Origin of the sequence: Advenella sp. EE-W14, assembly GCF_012923605.1 — a bacterium.
Classification (GTDB): domain Bacteria; phylum Pseudomonadota; class Gammaproteobacteria; order Burkholderiales; family Burkholderiaceae_B; genus Advenella; species Advenella alkanexedens.
The window spans coordinates 60,281-84,639 of the sequence record NZ_JAAVNG010000001.1 but is presented as its reverse complement, the minus strand read 5'-3'; the positions used below and the strand labels follow the sequence as shown (position 1 = coordinate 84,639).

Annotated in this window: 24 protein-coding genes and 1 pseudogene; 17 read left to right on the top strand and 8 right to left on the bottom strand. The window is 50.2% G+C overall.

Annotated features, from left to right (window positions below; all coding sequences use genetic code 11):
• Positions 1-66 precede the first annotated feature (66 nt).
• From HCX92_RS00400 to HCX92_RS00370, 7 genes are all read left to right on the top strand, one after another.
• A complete protein-coding gene (locus tag HCX92_RS00400; protein ID WP_371808375.1) occupies positions 67-1,050 on the top strand; it encodes an ABC transporter ATP-binding protein in 984 nt (327 codons plus the stop codon).
• Position 1,051: 1 nt separating this feature from the next.
• On the top strand, positions 1,052-1,987 hold the full coding sequence (locus HCX92_RS00395; protein WP_169292940.1) for an ABC transporter permease: 936 nt from the start codon (positions 1,052-1,054) through the stop codon (positions 1,985-1,987).
• Complete coding sequence (locus tag HCX92_RS00390) at positions 1,984-2,922, top strand: ABC transporter permease (protein WP_169292939.1); 939 nt, start codon at positions 1,984-1,986, stop codon at positions 2,920-2,922. The genes HCX92_RS00395 and HCX92_RS00390 overlap by 4 nt, the downstream gene beginning before the upstream one ends.
• A 2-nt stretch (positions 2,923-2,924) precedes the next feature.
• On the top strand, positions 2,925-3,929 hold the full coding sequence (locus HCX92_RS00385; protein ID WP_169292938.1) for an ABC transporter ATP-binding protein: 1,005 nt from the start codon (positions 2,925-2,927) through the stop codon (positions 3,927-3,929).
• A 45-nt stretch (positions 3,930-3,974) separates the two neighbouring features.
• The gene (locus tag HCX92_RS00380; RefSeq protein ID WP_169292937.1) at positions 3,975-5,552 is read left to right on the top strand and encodes a peptide ABC transporter substrate-binding protein; all 1,578 of its coding nucleotides are present in this window, start codon (positions 3,975-3,977) and stop codon (positions 5,550-5,552) included.
• 15 nt (positions 5,553-5,567) lie between these two features.
• A complete protein-coding gene (locus tag HCX92_RS00375) occupies positions 5,568-6,071 on the top strand; it encodes a GNAT family N-acetyltransferase (RefSeq protein ID WP_169292936.1) in 504 nt (167 codons plus the stop codon).
• A 135-nt stretch (positions 6,072-6,206) separates the two neighbouring features.
• A complete protein-coding gene (locus tag HCX92_RS00370; protein ID WP_246587330.1) occupies positions 6,207-6,563 on the top strand; it encodes a glycine zipper 2TM domain-containing protein in 357 nt (118 codons plus the stop codon).
• A gap of 113 nt (positions 6,564-6,676) precedes the next feature.
• Here the strand turns inward: HCX92_RS00370 and HCX92_RS00365 are convergent, their stop codons facing one another.
• Together HCX92_RS00365 and HCX92_RS00360 are read right to left on the bottom strand one after the other, a co-directional pair.
• The gene (locus HCX92_RS00365; RefSeq protein ID WP_169292935.1) at positions 6,677-6,883 is read right to left on the bottom strand and encodes a heavy-metal-associated domain-containing protein; all 207 of its coding nucleotides are present in this window, start codon (positions 6,881-6,883) and stop codon (positions 6,677-6,679) included.
• A 130-nt stretch (positions 6,884-7,013) separates the two neighbouring features.
• Positions 7,014-7,760: a metallophosphoesterase gene (locus HCX92_RS00360; RefSeq protein WP_169292934.1), complete on the bottom strand. Its 747-nt coding sequence runs from the start codon at positions 7,758-7,760 to the stop codon at positions 7,014-7,016.
• Between the two features lie 557 nt (positions 7,761-8,317).
• Between HCX92_RS00360 and HCX92_RS00355 the strand changes: the two genes are divergently transcribed.
• The 3 genes from HCX92_RS00355 to HCX92_RS00345 all read left to right on the top strand — a co-directional run bounded on the left by HCX92_RS00355 (position 8,318) and on the right by HCX92_RS00345 (position 11,573).
• Entirely contained in the window at positions 8,318-9,325 is a 1,008-nt protein-coding gene (locus HCX92_RS00355; RefSeq protein ID WP_169292933.1) for an ABC transporter substrate-binding protein, read from the top strand.
• 101 nt (positions 9,326-9,426) lie between these two features.
• Entirely contained in the window at positions 9,427-10,284 is an 858-nt protein-coding gene (locus HCX92_RS00350) for a proline/glycine betaine ABC transporter permease (protein ID WP_169292932.1), read from the top strand.
• The gene (locus HCX92_RS00345; RefSeq protein WP_169292931.1) at positions 10,281-11,573 is read left to right on the top strand and encodes a glycine betaine/L-proline ABC transporter ATP-binding protein; all 1,293 of its coding nucleotides are present in this window, start codon (positions 10,281-10,283) and stop codon (positions 11,571-11,573) included. Before HCX92_RS00350 ends, HCX92_RS00345 begins: the two co-directional genes overlap by 4 nt.
• Positions 11,574-11,658: 85 nt before the next feature.
• On the opposite strand, the gene HCX92_RS00340 is transcribed toward HCX92_RS00345, so the two are convergent.
• The gene (locus tag HCX92_RS00340) at positions 11,659-12,420 is read right to left on the bottom strand and encodes an ABC transporter permease (protein ID WP_169292930.1); all 762 of its coding nucleotides are present in this window, start codon (positions 12,418-12,420) and stop codon (positions 11,659-11,661) included.
• Positions 12,417-13,361, bottom strand: coding sequence for an ABC transporter ATP-binding protein (locus HCX92_RS00335; RefSeq protein WP_169292929.1), 945 nt, complete (start codon positions 13,359-13,361; stop codon positions 12,417-12,419). Before HCX92_RS00335 ends, HCX92_RS00340 begins: the two co-directional genes overlap by 4 nt.
• Before the next feature lie 119 nt (positions 13,362-13,480).
• Here HCX92_RS00335 and HCX92_RS00330 point away from each other — a divergent pair, with 119 nt between their 5' ends.
• From HCX92_RS00330 to HCX92_RS00315, 4 genes and pseudogenes are all read left to right on the top strand, one after another.
• Positions 13,481-14,104: a bifunctional 2-polyprenyl-6-hydroxyphenol methylase/3-demethylubiquinol 3-O-methyltransferase UbiG gene (locus HCX92_RS00330; protein WP_246587331.1), complete on the top strand. Its 624-nt coding sequence runs from the start codon at positions 13,481-13,483 to the stop codon at positions 14,102-14,104.
• A 30-nt stretch (positions 14,105-14,134) separates the two neighbouring features.
• Entirely contained in the window at positions 14,135-14,992 is an 858-nt protein-coding gene (locus tag HCX92_RS00325) for an NAD(P)H-hydrate dehydratase (protein ID WP_169292928.1), read from the top strand.
• A gap of 54 nt (positions 14,993-15,046) precedes the next feature.
• Positions 15,047-15,391: a hypothetical protein gene (locus HCX92_RS00320; protein WP_169292927.1), complete on the top strand. Its 345-nt coding sequence runs from the start codon at positions 15,047-15,049 to the stop codon at positions 15,389-15,391.
• Positions 15,392-15,571: 180 nt separating this feature from the next.
• Positions 15,572-15,694 (top strand): annotated as a pseudogene (locus HCX92_RS00315) (helix-turn-helix domain-containing protein); the annotation flags it as partial.
• A 97-nt stretch (positions 15,695-15,791) separates the two neighbouring features.
• Here HCX92_RS00315 and HCX92_RS00310 read toward each other — a convergent pair.
• The 4 genes from HCX92_RS00310 to HCX92_RS00295 form a co-directional block, all read right to left on the bottom strand.
• Entirely contained in the window at positions 15,792-16,778 is a 987-nt protein-coding gene (locus HCX92_RS00310; RefSeq protein ID WP_169292926.1) for a diaminopimelate dehydrogenase, read from the bottom strand.
• A gap of 124 nt (positions 16,779-16,902) precedes the next feature.
• Complete coding sequence (locus HCX92_RS00305; protein ID WP_169292925.1) at positions 16,903-18,102, bottom strand: CaiB/BaiF CoA-transferase family protein; 1,200 nt, start codon at positions 18,100-18,102, stop codon at positions 16,903-16,905.
• 57 nt (positions 18,103-18,159) lie between these two features.
• Positions 18,160-19,542 (bottom strand): MmgE/PrpD family protein, encoded by a 1,383-nt coding sequence (locus tag HCX92_RS00300; RefSeq protein ID WP_169292924.1) that lies wholly within the window; start codon positions 19,540-19,542, stop codon positions 18,160-18,162.
• Positions 19,543-19,568: 26 nt separating this feature from the next.
• On the bottom strand, positions 19,569-20,372 hold the full coding sequence (locus HCX92_RS00295; protein ID WP_169292923.1) for an enoyl-CoA hydratase/isomerase family protein: 804 nt from the start codon (positions 20,370-20,372) through the stop codon (positions 19,569-19,571).
• 176 nt (positions 20,373-20,548) lie between these two features.
• On the opposite strand from HCX92_RS00295, the gene HCX92_RS00290 reads away from it, so the two are divergent.
• The 3 genes from HCX92_RS00290 to HCX92_RS00280 all read left to right on the top strand — a co-directional run bounded on the left by HCX92_RS00290 (position 20,549) and on the right by HCX92_RS00280 (position 24,345).
• Positions 20,549-21,337 carry a GntR family transcriptional regulator gene (locus tag HCX92_RS00290; RefSeq protein WP_169292922.1) on the top strand — a complete coding sequence of 263 codons (789 nt, stop codon included), beginning with the start codon at positions 20,549-20,551 and terminating at the stop codon, positions 21,335-21,337.
• Positions 21,338-21,405: 68 nt separating this feature from the next.
• Positions 21,406-22,374, top strand: coding sequence for a tripartite tricarboxylate transporter substrate binding protein (locus HCX92_RS00285; protein WP_169292921.1), 969 nt, complete (start codon positions 21,406-21,408; stop codon positions 22,372-22,374).
• Between the two features lie 630 nt (positions 22,375-23,004).
• Positions 23,005-24,345, top strand: coding sequence for an NAD(P)/FAD-dependent oxidoreductase (locus HCX92_RS00280; protein ID WP_169292920.1), 1,341 nt, complete (start codon positions 23,005-23,007; stop codon positions 24,343-24,345).
• Positions 24,346-24,359: the final 14 nt, after the last annotated feature.

Below are 24,359 nucleotides of genomic sequence, written 5' to 3'. Positions count from 1 at the left end.
GGTTTACACCATCATTGCTGTTAAAATCGTCCCAACAAGACTTTTTTACATTGCATTGTCATGGCCATCCATAAGAACAATAACCTGCCGCTGGTATCCGTCCGGGCACTGAAAAAACATTTCTCCATCGACAAACACCAGACCGTCAAGGCCCTGAACGGTATTTCATTCGATATCCATCAAGGTGAAACATTCGGCCTGGTGGGAGAATCCGGCTGCGGCAAGTCCACGGTGGGACGCACCATTATGGGCCTGTACCCGCCCACGGCAGGCCAGGTATACATTCATGGCAAAGATATCCACCAGGCAAGCGAACAAGACAACAGAACAAGGTGCCGCCAGGTCCAGATGATCTTCCAGGACCCTTACGCCTCGCTTAACCCACGCGCCACCATTTTTGAAATTATTGCCGAACCGCTGGAAATCCATCAGGTTCATAAAGACAAAAACGCCCTGCGCCAACATGTTTACAGACTCCTTGAAGAAGTGGGGTTAAGTCCCACCCAGGCACACCGCTACCCGCATGAATTCTCGGGTGGCCAGCGCCAGCGCGTAGGCATTGCCCGTGCACTGGCTCTCGAGCCGGATATCATCATTGCCGATGAACCGATTTCGGCCCTTGACGTCTCCATCCAGGCCCAGATTGTGCTGCTTTTGCAACGCCTGCAGCAAGAAAAAGGCCTCACTTACCTGTTTATTGCCCATGATCTGGCCATGGTGAAATACTTGTCAGACCGGGTGGGTGTCATGTATCTGGGCCAGATGGCCGAAGTGGCTGCCAGCGATGAGTTATATGCCAATCCCCTGCACCCTTATACCCAGGCATTGCTTTCCGCAATCCCGGTGCCCGACCCCGATCTGGAAAAACAGCGGCAACGTATTTTGCTCAAGGGCGAACTGCCCAGTGCCATCAATCCACCGGCCGGATGTGTATTTCATACCCGCTGTCCGCAGGCACAGGCCATTTGCCGGCAACAGGCTCCTGTCTGGAAAGAGCATGCACCGGGCCATTTTGCCGCCTGCCACCTCATTGCCGAAGGAAACCGCTAACTTGAAAAACTACCTCATCAAACGATTCCTGCTCATGATCGGCACGATCCTCACGATCGCCTCGCTCACTTTTATCCTGATGCACCTGATTCCGGGCTCTCCTTTTGAACAGGACCGGCAAACCAGTGTTGCCGTGCAAGAGAACCTGCGCGCCTTCCACCAACTTGACCAACCCCTGTACATCCAGTACTTCAGCTACCTGAAATCAATTGCCACCTTCAACTTCGGACCGTCCATTGCCAATCCCGATACCACCGTCAATGAATTGATTGGCCGCGGTTTTCCGGTTTCATTCGAACTGGGCATGTGGGCCATTGGCATTGCCCTGGTTTCGGGCCTGGTGCTGGGCGTCATGGCCGCCCTACACCATAATGGCTTGATTGACCACCTGTGCATGGGCATTGCCGTACTGGGCATTTCCATCCCCAATTTCGTGCTGTCCACCCTGCTGATCCAGGAATTTGCCGTCAATCTGGGCTGGTTTCCGGCCGCCACATGGCGTACGCCCATGCATATGGTGTTGCCGGTAACCGCCCTGGCGACCGCCCCCATGGCCATCATTGCCCGACTGATTCGCGCCAGCATGCTTGAAACCCTCACGCAGGACTACATCAAAATGGCCCGTGCCAAAGGCCTGTCACCCATGCGGGTGGTTATCCGGCATGCCCTGCGCAATGCGCTCATGCCGGTCGTGACCCTGCTGGGCACCCTGATGGCCTCCATCCTGACCGGTACTTTCGTGATCGAAAAGATTTTTGCCATTCCAGGTATGGGTCGCTATTTCATCGACTCCATCAGCACCCGCGACTATCCCGTTATCATGGGCACCACCGTTTTCTACAGTACCATTCTGGTTTTCATGCTGTTTCTGGTCGATATGGCATATTGCCTGCTGGATCCCCGCATACGACTTCACCATAAAGAGGCGCAGGCATGAGCGGACACGAGCAAGACCATTTTCCGCCCGAATGGCTGCAACCGGCCGTTAAAAACCCGGAAGATAGCCATCAGGCCATGCAAAGGCCTTATGTTTCCTACTGGCAGGATGCCTGGCAACGACTGCGCCGCAATAAACTGGCCATGCTCGGGCTGGTATTTTTGCTGGCGCTGATCGGTATGGCCCTGTTTGCCCCCCTGTTCTCCCCTTATTCCGCCACCGCCCAGGACCTCAGAAACCAAAACCTGCCACCTTCAGCCCTGCATTGGTTTGGCACCGATGACCTGGGTCGAGACGTCTTCACCCGGACCTGGCAAGGTGCCCGGATCTCACTGTTTGTCGGATTCATGGCGGCCCTGATTGATTTTGTGATTGGAGTGGCATACGGTGGATACAGCGGCCTGAAAGGCGGCAAAACCGATACCGTCATGATGCGTATTGTCGAAATCCTGTATGGCCTGCCCTATTTGCTCATGGTGATCCTGCTAATGGTAGTCATGAAACCCAGCCTGTTAACCATTATCATTGCCCTGACCATCACCGGCTGGATCAGCATGGCAAGGATCGTGCGCGGCCAGGTCCTGCAACTCAAAAACCTCGAGTTTGTCACGGCCTCACAAACCTTCGGTGCCAGCACCGGCCGCATTATCCGTAAAAACCTGCTGCCCAACACCATGGGCCCCATTATTGTACAAATGACACTGACCGTACCCAGCGCGATTTTTGCGGAAGCTTTCCTGAGCTTCCTGGGATTGGGCATACAGGCCCCCCATGCCAGCTGGGGTGTCATGACCAATGATGCCTTACCCGTTATCTTGTCCGGTGACTGGTGGCAATTGTTTTTCCCGGCCCTGTTCATTTCCCTGACCATGTTTGCCTTCAATGTGCTGGGAGATGGCCTGCAGGATGCCCTGGACCCAAAACTGAAGAAATAGCGATGAATACACCTGCCTTGCTTGAAATTCGACATCTTTCAATCCAGTTCCGCACCCATGGCGGACAGATTCATGCCGTACGTGACCTGTCGCTCACCGTGCGACCCGGTGAAACCCTGGCCATTGTAGGTGAGTCGGGCTGCGGCAAATCGGTTACCTGCAATGCCATCATGGGGCTGTTGCCAAAGCACTCCGCCAGGATTACCCAGGGTGAAATCCTGTTTAAGGGACAAAACCTGCTGGATCTGGATGCAAAGGCCATGCGCCAGCTGCAGGGCAACCGGATTGCCATGATTTTCCAGGACCCGATGACAGCACTGAACCCCACCCTGACCATTGGGGAACAATTAACCGAAGGCGTTATCAGGCATCAAAACCTGACGCCTGATATTGCCAGACAAAAAGCCGAAAAAATGCTTTCCCTGGTCGGTATTGCCAATCCACAGGAAAGGTTGGGCCAGTATCCGCACCAATTGTCGGGAGGCATGCGCCAGCGCGTGGTCATTGCCATTGCCCTGATGTGTGAACCGGAACTGCTGATTGCCGATGAACCTACCACGGCCCTGGATGTAACCATACAGGCACAAATCCTGGACCTGTTCAGCCATATCCAGGCCGCCACCGGCATTTCCATCATCCTGATCACCCATGACCTGGGGGTGGTGGCACAAATTGCCAGCCAGGTAGCCGTCATGTATGCCGGGCAGTGTGTGGAATCGGGCTCCCAACGGGATATTTTCTATCATCCGCAACACCCTTACACCCAGGGTTTGCTGCAATCTGTCCCGAGACTGGATATGGCGCGCGAAAGCCTGCAGCCCATTCCCGGTCAGCCGCCTGACCTGTTTTCACCGCCACCGGCCTGCAGTTTTTACCAGCGATGTCCCAAGGCCCTGGTTATTTGCGACAAAGTCCCGCCCAAACTCACTACAATCAGTCACACTCAACAAAGCCTGTGCTGGTTGCAAGACTTACGCACCCGTAGTAATTTATCCGCCTGCCTGTAAAACAAAACAGGCAATCACGCAACTGCTTAACGAAGGATATTCCCCATGAAACAAAAACTGTTGGCTGCCTGTCTTGTAAGCGTTTTGACGACCACCCTGTCTGGTCCCGCTTTAGCTGAAAAGGTGCTGCGCCTGAACAACACCGAGGAACCGACCTCATTGCATCCGGCCGCCGGTTTCAACCTGATTTCCTGGGAACCGCTCAACAACCTGGTTGAGGGCCTGGTCAGGCTCGATGAGCAGCATCTGGCAGCCCCGGCCACCGCCGAAAGCTGGCAGGTTTCCGATGATGGAAAAACCTATACCTTCAAGTTGCGTGCCAACGCCAGGTGGTCCAATGGCGACCCGGTAACAGCCCATGATTTCGTTTACGGCTGGACCCACATGCTGGCCCCTGAAACCGCTTCACCAGCCGCTTTTCTGGCTTACCCCATTGCCGGTGCCAAAGCCTTCAACGAGGGCAAAGGCCAGGATCCGGGCATCAGGGCACTGGATGATCACACCCTGGAAATCACACTGGAAGCACCCAATGTCTCTTTCCTTAATGTCATTACCAATCCGAACTTCGCACCCCTTAACCGGAAAGTGGCCCAGGCCAACCCAACATGGCATACCGAAGCCAAGACCTATGTAAGTAACGGGCCTTTTTTGCTAAAAGACTGGAAACATGCGCAAAACATGCGCTTTGAAAAAAACCCGCATTACTGGGATGCCGCCAGTGTACAAATTGATGCCGTGGATTTTGCCATGGTCAATGACCCGAACACCTCGTATCAGATGTATCGCACCGGCGAACTGGACATGACACCCTCGCCCCTGCCATCCGCCCTGTATGATAAAGTCAAAGACCATAAAGACTTCAGGAATGTACCGCAGGCCGGCGGTTATTTCTTCCGCTTCAATACCCAAATGCCCCCTTTCCAGAATGCGGATATCCGCAAGGCATTTGCCTTGGCCGTCAACCAGGAAGACATTGTGAAATATGTCACCAAACAGGGACGCCAGGCCGCCTACGGTTTTGTGGCACCGGGTTTTACCGGCCCCAATGGCAAAGATTTCCGTGAAGAAAGCGGCCATCTGCTAAGCACCAACCCGGAAGCCGCCAAACAGCACCTTGCCAAGGGTATGGCCGATGAAAATTACCAAACCCTGCCCCCTGTCACCCTTAGCTATATCAACAACCCCAGCGACCGGAAAATTGCCGAGGCCATACAAAACATGTACCGGGAAACCCTGGGTGTGGATATCCAGCTGCAAAGCATTGAAAGCAAGGTTTTTTATGCCAAGCAACGCGGGCTTGAACTGCAATTCTCACGCAGTTCTTTCGTCAATGATTATGCCGACCCTTACAACTCACTGGAAAGTTTCCTGGGCAACTCGTCCATGAACCGCACCGGTTGGGTCAACCCTGAATACGACAGTCTGGTTAACCAGGCGAACACCGAGCCGGATGCCCAAAAACGCTGGGATCTGCTTTTACAGGCTGAAAAGATCCTGTTTGACGAAATGCCCATTTTTCCGCTTTTTTTCTATAATCAAATTTATCTGCAAAAAGAAAATATCAGTGGAATACTGCGTCATCCCGTTGGCTATATCGACTTGAAATACACCCAAATTAAATAAAAGTAAGGAATACTCATGATTGACCTCATTATTGCCGATTTGGAAAACCCGGCTCACGCTGCGGCAATATTAACTGTCTTGAATGATTACGCTTCCGACCCCTCCGGCGGTGGGCAGGAGTTATCAGCCCATGTACAGAAAAACCTGATTTCCTCCCTGAAAAAACGCAGCAATATCTACACGATTCTCGCTTTCCGCCAACAACAGCCTGCTGGAATAGCCTTATGCATGGAAGGCTTCTCCACTTTTACCTGCAAACCCCTGCTTAATATCCAGGACTTTGCGGTGTTAAGGCCCTATCGTGGCCAGGGTATTGGCAAGCTCATGCTTGGCCGGGTCAAACAACTGGCCAAAAACCTGGGTTGCTGCAAAATCACCCTTAAAGTCCTTGAAGGCAATACGGCGGCACGTCAGCTCTACGAAGAAGAGGGATTCCTGGACAGCCACATCAACCCTGCCCTGGGAAAAGCACTGTTCATGCAATTTCCCATGGAAACAGAACGAGCGACAACTGACTGATTCTACTGTTTTTTTCAATAGGTTTCCAAAAAGCGTCATAGCCAAATCTGGAAACATCTGTTGCGGACAATAACAATCCGTTCTCCTTACATTTGAGATGATGAGCTTGACAGCGTTTGACATTGCAAGGAGTTGATGATGAACCTCAAAAGCCAAAGTCGCATTATTCTGATTGGGCTGTTCAGCCTGGCTATTACCGGATGTGCCGGATATGACCGGTATGGCTACAACAGCAACCAACGTACAACCGCCACCGTAGGTGGTGCCGCACTGGGTGGTTTGGCGGGTGCCGTGGTTTCCGAAGGTGACCCTTTGGTGACTGTAGGTGGTGCAGCCCTTGGAGGCCTGATCGGCAATCAGCTTTACCGGGATGATGACCGTTCATACCGCCGTAGCCGCGATCGTGATAACCGGTACTACCGACGCACGTACGATAACAACCGCCGCTACCAGAACAATCGTCAATACCGGGACCGCCGATATTGGGAATGATTTTCCCGTTCCACACTAAGGCCAGCCAGCCTGTTATTGGCTGAAAACGCCCTGGCAGGAAGACATTCCAGGTACCAGGGCGTTTTCATATCATGATGATAGGTCAATGGCATTCAAATCACATCATAGCCGGCGTCTTCGATGGCTTGCCGGATTTGTGCCATGCTGACCTGGCCATTGGTGCTGACTTTCACCGTTTTTTCTTCAAGACTGACCTGGGCAGCTTCTACACCCTTTATTTCCTCCAGGGCTTTCTTGACATGGGCGACACAATTGCCGCAGCTCATGCCATCCACCTTAAATTCCAATTCCTTTTCCATGATGGTTTCCTATTGCTTAAACAAGATTGAAAATACACGCCTATCTTAAACCTTCCCACAAGGGTAATGTCAAGACAGACCCCTTCCCGTCTGCCGCCCATTTACAAGGCATCAACGCCGTTATCTGCCATTAACCGCCGTGCAATATCCTGGCCACCCGGTTTTCATGCTGGCCATCCATTTCACCGGGCAAGATGATGCGGCCATCCAGGGCCGTAACCCCCCGATAACCCACCGCAAAGGTACGAAAGCCCATACGTGCATAATGAGCGCTGTAATCGTAATTATCATGATGATGGCCATGAAAATGCGTATGCACGCCCAAATGACGGGCCAGCTCATCGAGCACCTGAAAGCCGAAACGGTTACACGAGGGCGCCTCATGCGTCACCAGTACATCGGCTTTCTCTTTTAACAGGGCCTCGTACTCGGAAGGAAAAATCGTGCTGCGATGCCGCAGATTCACGCCATTGCGCCAGCTGGCACGGAAACCGCCCCCGGCAATAAACGCCTCAGGAGAATAAAAATTCCAGCCAGGCTTGGCCGGATCCCAGATTTTTCCGCGAAAGACCCCTCCCAGGCCGGCAATCCGCACTCCCGCCACCTCACACACCCGGCCGCTTAAATTACGGTGTTTCAATTCGGAAAGGAACAGATTGTCGTATTGCTGTTCGGTGTCGGTATCGTGATTGCCGTGAATCCACCAGACCTCAGTCAGATTGATGATATTGGCCAGTTGTTCATGAAACGGATACGGTGTTTGTATATCTCCCAGAAACACAATGGCCTGGGGTTTGATTTGCCTGACAATCTCAGTGCAATGATCAAATCCGCCATGCGTATCTCCAAAGAAAAGAATTTTATTGTTTGTATCCATAAACATTCATTTGGCGTCTGTTTCGTTGAGAAGACCATGAATCTGACCGCTCCCATCCTCCTGCCCCTAATCATAGCTTAATTTGGCCTTTCATTAAGGGCAATCCCGCCACAAATTGCCAGACGTGTTCCAGGCAGTCATTTCCTTTGGCTGAAATCACAGTGCAACCCACACGGGCCACCCAAAAAAGCATGATGAAAAAACCAGAAAATAAATATTCACGGAAAAAAAATAATTCAATTTTTTACCTGTCAAAATCTCAAAAACAAATAACTTTAAATATTAAATAATTATTTAATTACATATTAAACAAAATAAATTAAATGGAAATATTTGATAAATATGATTATTTTTGTTAAACTGACGGTCTATAAAATTTATATATTCAAATTGTGTTCATCATGTCACTCACATGATTTAACCTGTCAATGGGTAAATTTATTTCACCCTTCAATTAATGTTGGTATGTATCGACGGCAGTGCCGTTTTCCGCACACCCTCTTTGGCAAGCACAGTTATTCTTCAGTAACCTGCGAAACTTAAGGAGGCTTAGCGCCATGCTTAAACCTAATAAACTCCTCTCAGCAACCATTTTTTCAATGGCTATCCTGGGCCTGGCCCAATCTGCCCAGGCTGCTGACACCCCTCAATGTGAAGTTAACCGCCCCATCAATATTGGTGGCATGAATTGGGAATCCAATCTTATCCTGGCGGATATCGAAAGCTATATCCTGCAAAAAGGCTATGGCTGCAAAACCGATATCCTGCCCACCGAAACCCTGCCCGCCATTGCCGCCCTTGAGCGCGGCAACCTGGATGTCAAGCCCGAAGTCTGGCTCAATAGTGTGCGTGACCCATGGGAAAAGGCCGTCCAGTCAGGCAAAGTCAAAAAAACCGGCGATATTTTCACCGGTGGTGAAGCCTGGTTCATTCCCAAATACACGGCGGAAAAATACCCCGACCTGAAAACCGCTGCCGATCTGGTCAAATACAAAGACAAATTCAAAGATCCCGAAGACCCCTCCAAAGGCCGCATTTACGGTTGCCCGGCCGGTTGGGGCTGTGAAGTCGTTACCAACAACCTGCATAAAGCCTTCAATCTTGAAGACAGCTTCAATATGTACTCACCCGGCACCGGTGCGGCACAAAAAGCGGCCCTGACCTCTGCCTACAAACGCAAACAGGACTTTGTTTTCTACTACTGGTTCCCGACACCGCTGGTCAGTTCCCTGGAACTGGTTCAGCTTGAAATGCCGCCATACGATGAAGAAAAAAACCGCTGCCTGACTTCCCTGAACTGTGAAAATCCACAACCGGCAGCCTATCCTGAAAACCCGGTCTTCACCGGCATTAACGTGGAGTTTGCCAATCAGGCGCCCAAACTGGCCGAATTTTTCTCTAAAGTAAAACTCCCTCTTCCCGTCCTGGATGCCGCCATGGCACGCATGGAAGAAACCGGGGATGATCCACGCGATATTGCGCTGTGGTTCCTGAAAAACCATGCCGACACATGGACACAATGGGTTCCCGAAGACGTGGCACAACGCGTCCAATCCTCCCTGTAAGAATTACCGTCACAATAAAAAACAACGGCTTCCGGCCCGTTTCCCTTCCACGGGAACCGGGCTGGTCGCGGTTGCTCTTCCATCTAAAAAACGGATAACTTATGTTTCCAGAACTCATTTCCCCTCGTGGCATACGTGACGATATTGACAACTTTGTCGATACCCTGGTCATGAACTATGCCGATACCCTTAACAGCCTGGCAGAACCCTTCCTGACCGCCCTGGTCTGGCTTGAACAATTATTACGGAATGCGCCCTGGTGGAGCGTCATTATTGCCACCATGCTAATTGCCTATGGCATGAGCCGCCGCCTCAGTTTCAGCCTGGGTATGGGTGTGCTGCTATTCCTGCTGGGTGCACTTGGCCTGTGGGACGCCGGCATGCAAACGCTCTCGCTCATGATCATGGCCACCGGACTTTCCATCCTTATCGGTATTCCCTTGGGCATTCTCATGGCTAAATTCGACCGGTTCCGCGCCATCATGCTCCCCGTGCTGGACATCATGCAAACCATGCCCAGCTTTGTTTACCTGATCCCTGTCGTGATGCTGTTCGGCTTGGGTAAAATTCCGGCTATTATCGCCACCGTCATTTATGCCGTACCACCGGTTATCCGCTTAACCGACCTTGGCATCCGTCTGGTTGACGCCGAAGTGCTGGAAGCCTCCAAGGCCTTTGGTGCCTCTGGCACACAACAGTTGTTTGGTGTGCAAATTCCCCTGGCCCTGCCCAACATCATGGCCGGTATTAACCAAACCACCATGATGGCGCTTTCCATGGTGGTGATTGCCTCCATGATTGGTGCCCGCGGGCTGGGTTATGAGGTCTTGCTGGGCATTAACCGCCTGGAAGTGGGCCGCGGCCTGCTGGCAGGATTGGGGATTGTCATTCTTGCCGTGCTATTTGACCGCATTACCCAGTCTTATGGAAAACGCAAACAGATCAGGGGTACACAATGAGCAAAATAGAAGTCAAGAATATCTACAAAATATTCGGCAAACAGCCGGAAAAATGGCTGGATGCCGTCAAACGGGGCATGAGCAAAGAAGAGTTGCTAACCCAAAGCCAGCATACCCTGGGCCTGAAAGATATTTCCCTGAATATTGAAGAAGGCAGCATTTATGTCATTATGGGCCTGTCCGGTTCGGGAAAATCCACGTTAATCCGCCACTTCAACCGGCTTATCGAACCCACCGCCGGCCAGATCCTGGTTGATGGCACCGATGTGATGAAACTGGGCAAAAAAGAACTGGAAAAATTCCGCCAGAAAACCATGAGTATGGTGTTCCAGCGCTTTGGCCTGCTGCCCCATAAAACCACCCTGGAAAACGCCGCCTACGGACTGATTATCCAGGGAGTTGACAAAGACAAGGCACAGGAAACCGCCCGTTACTGGCTTGAACAGGTTGGCCTGGCCGGTTTTGAAAACCAATACCCCAGCCAGCTGTCCGGCGGCATGCAACAGCGGGTTGGCCTGGCACGGGCCTTGGCCACCGATGCTGAAATATTGCTCATGGATGAAGCTTTTTCAGCGCTTGACCCTCTCATTCGCCGGGAAATGCAAAACCAGCTGCTGGAGCTGCAATCGCGCCTGAACAAAACCATCGTGTTCATTACCCACGACCTGGATGAGGCGCTGCGGCTGGGCAACCGGATTGCCATCCTAAAGGACGGAGAACTGATCCAGGAGGGCACACCCGAAGATATCCTGCTCTCACCCAACAATGAGTATGTCGAGGCATTCCTGCAGGATGTCAACCGCAGCAAGATCCTGAATGCGGGCCATGCCGTCAACCAAACCCGTTTGACCCTGTCCATGCGGACCCGTCCAACACTGGCACTGGAAAGAATGAAACAGTACGATTACCAATTTGCCCCCGTGCTTGATGGTAATCTGATTGCCGGCATCCTGCATTTTAGCGATGCCGAACAGGCGGTCAGAAGCGGGCTGCGTGATATTTCCAGTCTGGTCAAGGATATTATCAGTGTGCCGGCCAGCACCGGCCTGGATGCCGTCCTGACCCATATGCTGCAGTCTGATCAGCCGCTGGCCGTTACCGATGAAAATGATGAATTCATAGGCATGATGTCACGCACCAAGGTCGTGGAACTGGTCACTACGGACAACGCCAATACCGAGAACGGCAATGATGCTGGCAGCACCCCTGAAAATCCAGACAGTAACAGCAACACTGACGGCACTTCAGATACCAACAGTCATGCGGACGATCAGGATAAAAGCGCCTGATACGGTCCCTATATGGCACATAATGGCAAACAGCCCCTTGAATGTAATGCTCAAGGGGCTGTTTTTTTGTGACCGACCATCACAGTTATTGCTTAAGCTTGTAACCGGTCCTGAACAGCCAGGCAATAAAGCCAAGGCAAACAAACAGGAACACCACGATCATGCCCAGGCTGATATGGTGATTAACATCGGATACACCGTAAAAACTCCAGCGAAAACCGCTAATCAAATAGACCACCGGGTTCAGCAAAGCAATTTTCTGCCAGAACTCGGGCAACATATTGATGGAATAAAACGCGCCACCCAGAAAAGTAAGCGGTGTGATCACCATTAACGGAATGATTTGCAGTTTTTCAAAGCCTTCCGCCCACAAGCCAATAATAAAACCGAACATGCTGAACGTGACCGCTGTCAGAAACAGGAACAGCAGCATCCAGACCGGGTGCTGTATTTCATAATCCACAAACAGCCGTGCTGTTAATAATATCAACGCACCCACCATAACCGATTTGGTGGTTGCCGCCCCCACATAACCAACAACCACTTCCACAAAAGAGACCGGCGCCGACAGTATTTCGTAAATGGTTCCCGACCAGCGTGGCATGTAAATGCCAAACGAGGCATTGGAAATACTCTCGCTAAGCAGGGAAAGCATGATCAGGCCGGGTATGATGAACGCCCCGTAACTGACCCCGTCCACCTGCCCCATGCGCGAACCGATGGCCGCACCAAACACCACAAAGTACAGGGAAGTGGACAATACCGGCGAAGCAATGCTTTGCGTCAGGGTCCGGAAAGCCCGGTTCATTTCAAACAGGTAAATGGCTTTAATGGCATACCAATTCATGACCGCTCCTTGACCAGATTGACAAAAATTTCCTCCAGTGAACTTTCCTTTGATTTCAGATCGGAGAATTCAATCTGCGATTGGCCCAGCCGTTTCAGAAATAAAGCGATATTACCGGAACCGCCCTGCTCCTGCTGGGTATCATAGCTATAAACCAGTGTTTTACCCCCATCGGCAAGACTCAACCGAAATGCTGCCAACTCGGGCGGAATAAACATCAGCGGAGTATTGAGCTGCACATGCAGCTCTTTTTTGCCCAACTGACGCATCAGAGTTGCTTTTTCTTCCACCAGCACAATTTCACCATGATTGATCACCGCAATCCGGTCTGCCATATCTTCAGCTTCCTCAATGTAATGGGTGGTCAAAATAATGGTTACCCCGTTTTCCCGTAAACGACGCACCATACGCCACATATCATGACGAAGTTCCACATCCACCCCTGCAGTGGGCTCATCCAGAAACAAAATGTCCGGTTCGTGGGCCAGGGCCTTGGCAATTAACACTCGCCGCTTCATACCTCCGGAAAGGCTCAAAAGCCTGTTCTTGCGTTTGTCCCATAATGACAGATCACGCAATACCTTTTCGATATAAGCCGGATTGGACGGCTTGCCAAACAGTCCCCGACTGAAGCTGACAGTGGCCCAGACGGTTTCAAAAGCATCGGTATACAGCTCCTGGGGCACCAGACCAATCTTGGGGCGTATTTTCCTGGCATCCCGGACAATATCCATGCCATCAACAGTTACGCTGCCACCGGTCGCATTCAGCAAACCGGTCACGATGCCAATCAAGGTGGTTTTACCGGCACCATTGGGCCCCAGCAAGGCCAGGATTTCCCCGCGCCGAATATCAAGACTGACCTTTTTAAGCGCACTAAAACCGTTTTTATATGTTTTGTCCAGTTCCCTGATGGACACAATCGTGTCTGCATTCTCCATGCCTGTTTCCTGATGATTGACTTGCTTGCCTGACTGCGGAATAAATACCAACGTTTCCAGCAGTCCCTGATTGCGCTATGATTATTCCATCTTTTTAACATTCTTCATATTACATAATCATGATGTCATCTGTTCCAGGAACACGAGGTTACGCTCAAAAGCCCGAAAAATTCGCCAAAGACTATGAAAGCGTCACGTTTGAAAAAGTCCACAAGGCCGTCATGCACTATTACCCCATTCACGACAAACTGGCCAGCATTCTGGATATTGGTGCCGGTACCGGTCGCGATGCCGCCGCATTGGCTCGGGCTGGCCACTTTGTGGATGCCGTTGAACCCACTGCCGGTATGCGTGAACATGGCCAGCAACTGCATGCCCAGGAACAAATCAACTGGATTGACGATAACCTGCCCCATTTGCACACCATTACCGCCAGCAAAAAAAAGTATGACCTGCTACTGTTAACCGCGGTATGGATGCACCTGACACCAAAAGAAAGGGAAACCGCCATGCACGTTTGCAAAGGCCTGCTCCTGCCCAATGGCGTCATGTCCCTGTCCCTGCGTCATGGTCCGGTACCTGTCGACCGCCATATGTTTGATATTCCCGATGAGGAAGTAATTGAACTGGGCAAGGCACATGGCCTGCACCTGCTGCATCACAGTGTTCACAAGGGTGACACGCTGGGTCGCAATGAGGTTCACTGGAGCCATGTGGTTTTTTCTGCCGCGCCTTCCGTATAAACACACCATCATAAAAAGTTGAAACTTTAAATGATTATTGAATATACCCGCTTCGCCCGACAGCATTTTCCGGAACTGTGCCAGCCCCGCCCCCTGGACAGCCACAAGGGTACTTTTGGTACCCTGGGCATTCTGGCCGGTGGCAAAAACATGGTGGGTGCGGCCCTGCTGGCAGCGCGCGCGGCCCTGAAACAGGGTACAGGACGGGTTCATGTCGGTTTTACCCAGGACAGCCAACCACTGGAAGTCGATACCGTGCAGCCCGAACTCATGCTCAATACGGCAGGCAAACTGCTGGGCAAAGAAGATATTGGCGCATGGGTGGCCGGTTGCGGCATGGGCCTGACACCACTGGCGCAAAATTGCCTGGCAACCCTCTTCAACCGTTATCCGCATGCCGCCATTGTACTGGATGCCGATGCCCTGACCCTCTTGTCTGAACACGCCTTTGCGCTTTCCCATGAAAAGGGTTCACTGGTCTTGACACCTCACCCCAGTGAAGCGGCCCGGCTGCTGGGTTGCACCACTGCCGATATCCAGAAAGACCGGAATCAGGCAGCACGACAAATTTCAGGAAAATATACCGCCTGGACGGTCCTGAAAGGCTATCAAACCGTTATCTGCAGCCCAAAAAGTGAGATCACGGTTAATCACACCGGCAACCCGGGCCTGTCCACAGCAGGCACCGGTGACGTGCTGGCAGGCATGATTGGCGCCTGTCTGGCACAGGGTATCACGCCTGAACAGGCCATTGCCGGAGCGGTATGGTTGCATGGCGCCGCAGCCGATTATCTGGTATCACAGGGCATTGGCCCTGTCGGCATGACGGCCGGTGAAGTGCTTGAAGCCGCGCGTCAGGTGCGCAACCTGATTGCCGTCCAGGCTTAATTCAAAAAAAATCGTATAAACTGAAATTAATTTCAAATTAAATCAGAATAGATAATGGCAAATATTTTAAATAATAAAAAATTTATAAATGCAGAAAATACAGCAAATGGAGAGGTATCTGGCGAAACCGTTTTTAACTATAAACAGGATGGCAAGCAAATAGAAGCCGTTTATTCAGGAGGTGCCATTAAAAAAGGACACCTGATTGGCGTAATGACGGGCGACAATACATTTACCATGTTCTATCATCATGTAAACCTGAATGATGACATACGTGCAGGCCAATGCCATAGCACTATACTCACAGAACAGAATGGCAAACTAAAACTCATTGAAAGCTGGCAATGGCTCAATGGTGATTGTTCAAAGGGCCAATCTGTATTGATAGAACACGCATAAAAAAGCCGCTGTCACATACGGTTTGCGACAGCGGCTTTAAACAGGATGCAGTATATACAGCCTGTTTTTTTAGAACTTAGTGGTCCCCACGCTCCTGCGTGGTAACGAATATTTACCACTAAGTGCGGAAAGCCCCATCATTCATGGTGGGGATGGATAGCACGGGGTTATACTAACCCTATGCAACGCCTTCAAGCCTACCGATTCGAACTGATGCCCAATGGCCAACAGCAGCGCGCCATGCGCAGCTTTGCCGGTTCCTGTCGGTATGTGTATAACCAGGCATTGCACTTGCAGCAGGAACCCACCGAGGTGAGTTAGCCCCTGTGGGCTAAACACGGCAGGAATCCCCTTCCCTGGCCCCTTGGGGCCGAGCGTTAGCGAGAGGGAGGGGAGGATGTCAAAGCAACTCTTTGCGCAACTCGGCAGCGCTCTTGGGCGACAGCAAACCTGGTGGCACATCAAACGCTGTTTTCGCGCCGGTTTGACCCATCTGGTTCAATCTGTAAGCGGCACGGGCATAGGCCACCAGCACGCTGGAGGTAAACTCAGGATTGCTGTCCAGCGCCAGTGAATATTCCATAACCTGGTTGGTGCCCGTACCGGTTTTGCCACTGCGAATCACAAAGCCACCATGCGGCATGGCCGCGTGATCACGTTTGAGTTCTTCTTCGGTAATAAAAGTAACCGTGGTGTCGTAATCGGCAAAATAATCGGGCATGGTCACGATCGACCGTTCCACTTCACTGGCACTGGCGCCTTCGGCCAACACCACATAGCAATCACGCTTGTGTTTTTCACGGGTACTTAGTACAGGCATGGTACCACTGCGTACCTTGTTCATGGCTTCTTCCACCGGAATGGTGTATTGCACACCGGCCTTAACGCCCGGCAGGCGGCGAATCGCATCAGAGTGCCCCTGGCTTAAGCCCTTGCCCCAGAACGTATAAGTAGCGCCTTCTGGCAAAATGGCTTCGCCAAACAGACGGTTAATTGAAAACAGACCCGGATCCCAGCCAATGGCGATCAGGGATGTCTTGCCAGCCAGTTCGGCCGAATTGTTCACTGCTTCAAAATACTCCGGAATTTTGGCATGCGTGTCAAAACTGTCAACCGTGTTGAACAAGGCAGAAAGAGCCGGTCCCTGCTCGGGCAAATCGCTTTTCGAACCACCACACAATACCAGTACATCTATTTTGTCCTGAAATTGGGCAATATCGTCCAGCTTGTACACAGGTACGTTTTTATTGACCAGTGCAACATCGGCTGGATCACGACGTGTAAATACCGCTACCAATTCCATATCGGGTGTTTTTGCAATGGCAAGTTCCGTACCACGACCTAAATTGCCGTAACCGGCAATACCCACTCTGATTTTCTGACTCATGCAATCGTTCTCCGTTTAAAGACAACGATTTTAACCGCAATTGCACCCGAATTTCAGGCATGACAGATCACCAGCCATGTTAATGGCTCCTCCACATGCACATTCAGGTCACCACCACTGGATTTCACTTTTCGCAAGGCAGGCCGGATTCAGGCAAAAAACCCGCTTCACGCAAAATTTCTTCAGTATGTTCGCCCAAATTGGGGGCATGCCGGTAAATACCGGGCGGGGTGCGTGAATAATTACCCACTGGTGCCACCGTACGTAAATGACCCTCGGTGGGATGCACCATTTTCACAATCTGTCCCATCGCCTGCAAATGAGGATCTTCCAGCAAATCTTCCACCTGATTCAAGGGGGCAACCGGAATATCTGCCGCCGACAGGGTTTCAACCCAATAGGCAACGGTATTGCCCAAAATCATGTCAGCCAGAAAACCATATACCTGGTTCACATGCCGGGCCCGGGATTCCACCGACTCAAATACTGAACCTGGCACCAGCAAATCGGGTCGGCCCACCAGGTCCAGAAAGCGCTGCCAATGCCCATCGGTGTGCACAATCACGCAAACATAACCATCTGCCGCCTGATACGGTTTACGTGGTTCCACCAGCAAACGGGAATAACCCATTTCGCCTTTGGGAGGGTCAAACGTGGCACCGCCAAAATGATCATTCAACACAAACTGCGCCATCGTCTCAAACATGGGCACTTCAATTGACTGCCCCTGCCCCGATTGCCGGCTTTCCAATACACCCGCCAGGATGGCAATACCCACCTGCAGACCCACAATCCGGTCTGCCATGGTCAAAGGCACATAACGCGGTGGCAAACCGGTTTGCTCGCTGTACAGGCTTGGAATACCGGTCATGCCCTGGATAAGGTCATCATAGGCAGGCCGCCCGGCATAAGGGCCTTCATTGCCAAAGCCATAAGCCCCTACATATACAATTGCCGGATTGACGGCTTTCACTGCCTCATAAGACAAACCCAGTCTGCCCATTGCCTGCGGGCGCACATTGTATAAAAAAACATCCGCGGTTTTAGCCAGGGCCAGACAGGCTTCACGACCTTCCGTCGTTTTAAGATCCAGTACAACCGAACGCTTGTTACGATTCAAATGCAGAAAATTGGCTCCCATACCTTTATGCTGCCGATAGCCCATATTCCGGGTGGTATCCCCGGCGGGTGACTCAACCTTGATCACATCGGCCCCCAGATCAGCCAGAATCTGCGTGGCAAATGGCCCCATCACCACCGATGTCAAATCAATAATACGGATACCTTTAAGCGGACCGCAGGGTTCTGAAGCAAGCATAGTCATATTCTCTTCATCATTAACAAACTGTCCGGACATAACGGACAGAAGGTCGTGTCATATTCAGGCAAAAATCCCGTCCAGGGTAACGCGGATATTATCCTGTTGCGCCAGCCCGGACAATGCGTCAAACAATGGCTGGGCCTTGCCGGTGATACCCGTATGGTTGTGCCAGATCTGCAGGCAATCCATGAATTTGGCTTTCAGTGTTTCGGCATCCAGTGGCAAATTGGCATGCCCGATCGGGTAACGGATATTACCCGAATCAAATACACGGCCATCCTTCAATGCAATAACAACCCGGTCATGCAAGGCGAAAGCGGTATCTGCCGGATCAAGCTCATCGGTAATCGTGATGCGTATCTTCGGATATATCGCTTGCAAATCAGTCCTTTTGACAAAATCATCACTCAACTCCGCCAACCCCACTTTGCGAACCAGCAATGCACAGCCAATATCAAACTCAAGACTGAACTTGGCTTCAAGGCCCGTTGCAGGGCATGGGTTCCTTAGCATGGATGCCTGCGGCTGGCCAATAGTGGCGACAATAGATTCAATATCTTCAAGATTAAAATTTTCTTTATTGATAATGGCCAAGGTGCCATCTATCACCCGGTGACCGGAATAACAAACCGGATATTGCTTGATATTCAATCCCTGCTGCACCAGCCGCCAGGTTTGACCCAATGTGGCGGGTGTCTGGGTATCCACATTGCCTGCCGGCGAAGTGGCTTTCAGGAAACCGGCCCGATGCTCGAAAATATCCGGACAGGCGGTAATGCCTGCACGGGCCAGTTCCACGGCCTCTATGGCCATACTGGCTGCCCGTCCTGCATGTAGGGGTTTGGTCATCGTACCGAAATTGGCCACCAGCCCACTGGCCATGCTGGCAGCAATTCCCAGTGCATTGGCAATCAAGGCCTGGGGCAATCGGCTTAAATACGCATAGGCGGCGGCCCCTGCCACGGTGCCGAAAATGGCAGTCGGGTGCCATCCCTTGATATGGTAGGGGTCTTTTTCACGGGCAAACAGCTCGGCCCACACCTCATACCCCAAAATATAGGCATTTAACACCGCTTGCCCAGATGCCGACAAATGAATACCTCCCGTCATCACAACCGGCATCAGTACCGTGCTGGGATGCGCCGACATGGCTACATCGTCATAATCAAGGGCATGCGCTGCGGTTGCCCACAGGCAAGCCGCCTGTTCCAGAGGTAAGTGTTTTTGTTCAAGAAAAGGCACCGCTACATCAGTTTGGCCATTGCCTGCCCGCTGGCCAAAATGCTTTTCCAGAATTTGCACCACCGGCTCTTCACTGCCGGCAAACATGCAAGCCATGCTGTCCATGATGCCAATTTTGGCCAGGCGATATGCCTCCGGATCAACCGGATATTGATCAAACTGGCTAATAAAATGGACAATATCCTGCGTCAGACTATTCATTTTTCTTATCCTGAATTAAATTTTGCTTATTTGCCTTTGAAGACCGGTTTGCGCTTTTCATTGAAGGCAAGCACACCCTCATAGCGATCCTCGGTTTCAACCAAATGATTATAGGCTTCCACTTCAAAACGGTAAGCGGTACGCAATTCCATTTGGCCGCCATAGCGCACGGATTTCTTGATTTGTTTCACCGAAAGCGGCGCATTACCGGCAATCACCGTTGCCGTTTCCAATGCGGCGTCAAGAACAGCAGCGGGTTCGCAAACTTTATTCACCAGGCCCCATTCCAGGGCCTGCTCTGCCGTAAACGGTTTACCCGTCATGAGAATTTCTTTGGCCCGCCGCTCTCCAATCGCGCGTGGCAGGTTTTGTGTTCCACCGGCACCTGGCATGATACCCAGGCCAACTTCGGGCAAGGCAAACCGGACATGGCTGCCAACATAAATAAAATCGCAGCTTAAGGCCATTTCAAAACCGCCCCCGTAAGCATGCCCGTTAACAGCCGCAATCACGGGAACCGGCAAATCAACCAGCGTCCAGTACATGCGTTCAAACAGTTCATGCTGCTTTTGCCATTGTTCACGGGTCATGCCATTGCGCTCTTTTAGGTCGCCGCCAGCACAGAATATTTTTTCTTGTGCCCCCGTCAGAATAACGCAGCGAACCGGACCGGCATCGGCCGTCAGACGATTCCATAAATCCAGTAAATCATGACCCATTTGCGTATTTAGCGAGTTGCCGGCAGACGGCCTGTTAAGGGTGACGACCAGGACGTGCTCATGACGCAGTTCGGTTGTTATTGTTTCGTATCCGGTTAATTCAAAAACCATGTTTGTCCCTATATAAATTTATTTGCACAGGCATTAATATATTTACTTTCTTTTGTACGTACATTATAAATATTTATCAATTAAATTCAATTAAATCAAATACTTTAATAATTTATAATTGTACGTATATTAAATATGAATTATGATCTTCCATCCAGACATTCACGAACCCGGCCATGCAACAAAAATCTGTTCCCCTGAAAAAGTCCACCCCCAGGGAATCCGGCAACAAGCGGATGCCCCGTTATGCATGGTTGCATCAAACCTTGCTCACGGATATTGAATCAGGCAAATATCCGGTAGGCAGCTATTTGCCAACCGAAGAACAATTAAGCACTATTTATGGCGTCAGCCGGCATACGGTTCGTGAAGCCACCCGTCGTCTGGCCGAAAAAGGAATGATTACCCGGTCACCCAGTACCGGAACGGTTGTCAATTCGGCAACCCCCATACAAAACCAATCGGTCTATGTGTCAACCTTTGGTTCCATGAATGATTTAATGCTGTATACCGCACAAACCCGCATTGAACCCTTTGCCCATGAAACCATACTGGCCGATCAGGACATAGCGCAACAGCTGCTTGTACCGCTTAACGAAAAACTGGTCCGTTTACACGCCTACCGCAAACTGGTCAAGAATGATTTGCTGATTTCCTATTCACACATTTACCTGAATCCTGCTTTCAAAAGTCTTAAAAACCGCCTTAAAGGTAACCACCCCAGTGTTTTTGAGCTTTTAAAAACGGAATTCAATCAGGAAATCGAAAAAGTTCATCAGGAAGTGGGTGCATGCCTTATGCCCCATCAAGGCATACAGGCGCTGCAACTTAAACCAGATTGCCTGGCTTTACGCATTACCCGAGTTTATTTTGACAAATCAAACCGCCTGCTGGCGGCCTCAGACAACTTCTATATTGAAAACAACTTCCGCCTGATTACCACATGGCAGAAAGACAATGAGTAAACCAAAAGTTTAATTAAATAATGTTATTCAATAAAGAACTTATTCATCCTTCCTTATGGAGACAATATATGAAGAAATTTATCGCTTCAGTTTTACTGGGTTGCACACTTGTTACTACTGCAGCCTTGGCCGCTTATCCTGAAAAAAGCGTTCGTATTACCGTACCCTATCCCAGCGGTCAAACCACCGATGTGATTGCCCGTTTGCTGGCAGAACAGTTTTCGAAAGAACTGGGGCAGCCTTTTGTGGTTGAAAACAAAGGTGGTGCGGGTGGCATTATTGGCGTGGAAGCCGCCAAAAGGGACAAACCCGATGGTTATAATTTGCTTATTGCCGCATCGGGTCCACTGGGCATTAACCCATCACTTTATACCAACCTGCCTTATGATCCAGCCAAAGACTTCACGGCCGTTGGCATGGTTTCCATGGTGCCCCTGTTTCTGGTGACCCGCAACGATTTCCCGGCAAACACAGTCCTGGAACTGATTGACCATATTAAAAAGAATCCGGGCAAAATCAATTATGGTTCAGGTGGCATTGGCTTAACCAATCACTTAACCATGGAAATGTTCAAACAGGCTACCGACCTTAGCTTGCTGCACGTTCCCTACCGGGGTGCCACTGCCGCGGTAGCAGGTTTGGTGGGTGGTGATACCAGTGTTATGTTTGAAGCGGCTCCAGCGATCAAACCATTGGTCCAGGACGGGCGCCTGAAAGTATTTGCCGTTGCCAATAAAAGTGGTGCCCAGGCTTTTGAAGGCGTACAGCCACTGGATAAACTGGGTGTCCCCGATTTTGATGCCACTGCCTGGATTGCATTGATTGCCCCTACCGGCACCCCTGATGAAGCCATCCAGACATTAAATAAAACCATGAACAAAATTTTGCAGGATCCTGAGCTTAAAGCAAAACTGGCGACGATTGGCAATGAAGTTTTTATTGCCAGTCCGCAAGAAAGCCAGGCATTTATTGAAAAAGAAATTGAAAATTGGGGGAAAGCGGCCAAAGCAGCAGGTGTTGAACCGGCAAAATTGTAAAAACCGGTTTTTCAGTTATTAAAGCCGGTTTTACGGCAAGATTTTTTAATACTGCATTTATTACTGGATATTGAATCCTCTGATAAATGCAGTTTTTTATTGGCCAAAATTTATATTTTCAGGACAATTTTGAAAATTACCAAAAACAGGTGTTTATGCTGTTTTTGGGTTTTCTTTTATGTTGTTAAACTTATTCATATATAAATGATGAATAGACAGATGCTCTGTGGATAAGTCTGTTTACCCTATAATTTTCTTTATTTTCAATAAATTACAGCAAAATTCTGCTGTTTACTCATGCTCTTTTTGAAATTGGATAAAGTTGAACAAGTTATCCACAAAAATTTGAAGATCTGCTTATGAACTTTTCATACAAAAGTTATCCACAAATCATTTTCTTAGCAGTTATCCACAGGCTGGAATTTTATTTTACCCCGTTTTTTTGAGCATTTTTTGATCAAACCAATGAATTCATCTATAAAATAGGTTCTGTATCTGAAGATGAAGATTTGGTAGCGCGATAATTTATATCTATACATTTAAATATATTGATATATTTTTTGTTACAAACTATAATGGTTGTGATATAAGAACTTTATGTTTTTACATAAATCTCACCAAGGAGAGAATATGGTTAATACCAAGCCGGAGTTATCTGCAGCCAGAAGAAAACTTATCAAAATCATGGGGGCTTCAGGTCTTGGCATGTCTGGCCTGATTCCTGTCACTCAAACTGCTTCTGCTCAAACAGTATTGGATGCAAATGTCAGTATTGTGATCGCAGGTAGTGGCCTGGCCGGTTTAGCGGCTGCTCATCGTTTGCGCAAGCAGCTTCCGAACGCCAAAATTACCATTATTGATGCCAAGAAAGAACATAATTACCAGCCGGGATATACCTTGTTGGCAACCGGTATTTGGCATTCCACCCAAAGTGTCCGTGATCGCAATGAACGCTTAATGCCACCCGGGGTTGATTGGGTGCAAGAAGCGGTTGCCAGTTTTGAGCCGGAACTGAACCAGGTGCAAACCGTTTCTGGCAAAAAATTTGATTATGATTACCTGATTGTCGCCACGGGGCTGATTTTAAAATATGATGAAATCGAGGGTATGGACCCTTCTCTTATTGGCCAAAATGGTGTGGGCAGTGTCTACCATAGTCCCGATGCCGCCGCCAATACCTGGAGAGCCATTGATGCATTTCGTCAGAAAGGTGGCCGTGCCGTCATGACACTGGCACCCACCTTCATGAAGTGTGCCGGTGCGCCTCTGAAAATGACCTTTATGGTGGCAGATTGGCTTAATGAGTCAGGCGTTAAAAACAATTCACAGGTTGATTTTTTTGCGCCATCCACCTCTATTTTCAGTGTGAAAACAGTTAATGATCTGGTGTTAAAGCGCTGGGAAGCCTTGCCGGTTAGCACCAAAGTTCATTTTCACCGGCAACTGACCGGGGTTGATCCTTCAGCGAAAACCGCTTACTTTACCGATCAGGATGGTGCTGTCCATAAAGAAGATTATGATTTTCTGCATGTGGTACCTCCCATGTATGCCCCTGATGCGGTAAGGCAAAGCAGTCTGGTGGTTGCAGATGGCGTACAAAAAGGCTGGCTTGATGTGGATAAGGGAACCCTGCAGCATACCCGTTACCCGAATGTGTTCGGATTGGGTGATGTAAATGGTACGCCACGCGGTAAAACAGCGGCCACCGTCAAGAAAAGTGCACCTATTATGGTGCATAACCTGCTGCAACAAATGCAAGGCAAGCCGGCAGACCAGATATTTGATGGTTATACTTCGTGCCCCATGCTCATTCGCCGTGGCTCGGCCTGGTTGGTTGAATTCAACTATGCCGGGGAGCTGACTCCCACCATGCCGCTTATCGATCCTTTAAAGGACAGTTACCTGGCCTGGTTCCTGGAAGACGAATTGTTAAAACCTGCTTATATGGCTGTCCTTAAAGGCAAGGCTTAGTTTAGGAGAACATA

What these genes read in the sequence shown, in the direction of transcription:
- HCX92_RS00390 (WP_169292939.1), top strand. Translation starts at nt 1,984, where the DNA reads ATGAGCGGACACGAGCAAGACCATTTTCCGCCCGAATGGCTGCAACCG.
- HCX92_RS00385 (WP_169292938.1), top strand. Translation starts at nt 2,925, where the DNA reads ATGAATACACCTGCCTTGCTTGAAATTCGACATCTTTCAATCCAGTTC.
- HCX92_RS00380 (WP_169292937.1), top strand. Translation starts at nt 3,975, where the DNA reads ATGAAACAAAAACTGTTGGCTGCCTGTCTTGTAAGCGTTTTGACGACC.
- HCX92_RS00375 (WP_169292936.1), top strand. Translation starts at nt 5,568, where the DNA reads ATGATTGACCTCATTATTGCCGATTTGGAAAACCCGGCTCACGCTGCG.
- HCX92_RS00370 (WP_246587330.1), top strand. Translation starts at nt 6,207, where the DNA reads ATGATGAACCTCAAAAGCCAAAGTCGCATTATTCTGATTGGGCTGTTC.
- HCX92_RS00365 (WP_169292935.1), bottom strand. Translation starts at nt 6,883, where the DNA reads ATGGAAAAGGAATTGGAATTTAAGGTGGATGGCATGAGCTGCGGCAAT.
- HCX92_RS00360 (WP_169292934.1), bottom strand. Translation starts at nt 7,760, where the DNA reads ATGGATACAAACAATAAAATTCTTTTCTTTGGAGATACGCATGGCGGA.
- HCX92_RS00355 (WP_169292933.1), top strand. Translation starts at nt 8,318, where the DNA reads ATGCTTAAACCTAATAAACTCCTCTCAGCAACCATTTTTTCAATGGCT.
- HCX92_RS00350 (WP_169292932.1), top strand. Translation starts at nt 9,427, where the DNA reads ATGTTTCCAGAACTCATTTCCCCTCGTGGCATACGTGACGATATTGAC.
- HCX92_RS00345 (WP_169292931.1), top strand. Translation starts at nt 10,281, where the DNA reads ATGAGCAAAATAGAAGTCAAGAATATCTACAAAATATTCGGCAAACAG.
- HCX92_RS00340 (WP_169292930.1), bottom strand. Translation starts at nt 12,420, where the DNA reads ATGAATTGGTATGCCATTAAAGCCATTTACCTGTTTGAAATGAACCGG.
- HCX92_RS00335 (WP_169292929.1), bottom strand. Translation starts at nt 13,361, where the DNA reads ATGGAGAATGCAGACACGATTGTGTCCATCAGGGAACTGGACAAAACA.
- HCX92_RS00330 (WP_246587331.1), top strand. Translation starts at nt 13,481, where the DNA reads ATGATGTCATCTGTTCCAGGAACACGAGGTTACGCTCAAAAGCCCGAA.
- HCX92_RS00325 (WP_169292928.1), top strand. Translation starts at nt 14,135, where the DNA reads ATGATTATTGAATATACCCGCTTCGCCCGACAGCATTTTCCGGAACTG.
- HCX92_RS00320 (WP_169292927.1), top strand. Translation starts at nt 15,047, where the DNA reads ATGGCAAATATTTTAAATAATAAAAAATTTATAAATGCAGAAAATACA.
- HCX92_RS00310 (WP_169292926.1), bottom strand. Translation starts at nt 16,778, where the DNA reads ATGAGTCAGAAAATCAGAGTGGGTATTGCCGGTTACGGCAATTTAGGT.
- HCX92_RS00305 (WP_169292925.1), bottom strand. Translation starts at nt 18,102, where the DNA reads ATGACTATGCTTGCTTCAGAACCCTGCGGTCCGCTTAAAGGTATCCGT.
- HCX92_RS00300 (WP_169292924.1), bottom strand. Translation starts at nt 19,542, where the DNA reads ATGAATAGTCTGACGCAGGATATTGTCCATTTTATTAGCCAGTTTGAT.
- HCX92_RS00295 (WP_169292923.1), bottom strand. Translation starts at nt 20,372, where the DNA reads ATGGTTTTTGAATTAACCGGATACGAAACAATAACAACCGAACTGCGT.
- HCX92_RS00290 (WP_169292922.1), top strand. Translation starts at nt 20,549, where the DNA reads ATGCAACAAAAATCTGTTCCCCTGAAAAAGTCCACCCCCAGGGAATCC.
- HCX92_RS00285 (WP_169292921.1), top strand. Translation starts at nt 21,406, where the DNA reads ATGAAGAAATTTATCGCTTCAGTTTTACTGGGTTGCACACTTGTTACT.
- HCX92_RS00280 (WP_169292920.1), top strand. Translation starts at nt 23,005, where the DNA reads ATGGTTAATACCAAGCCGGAGTTATCTGCAGCCAGAAGAAAACTTATC.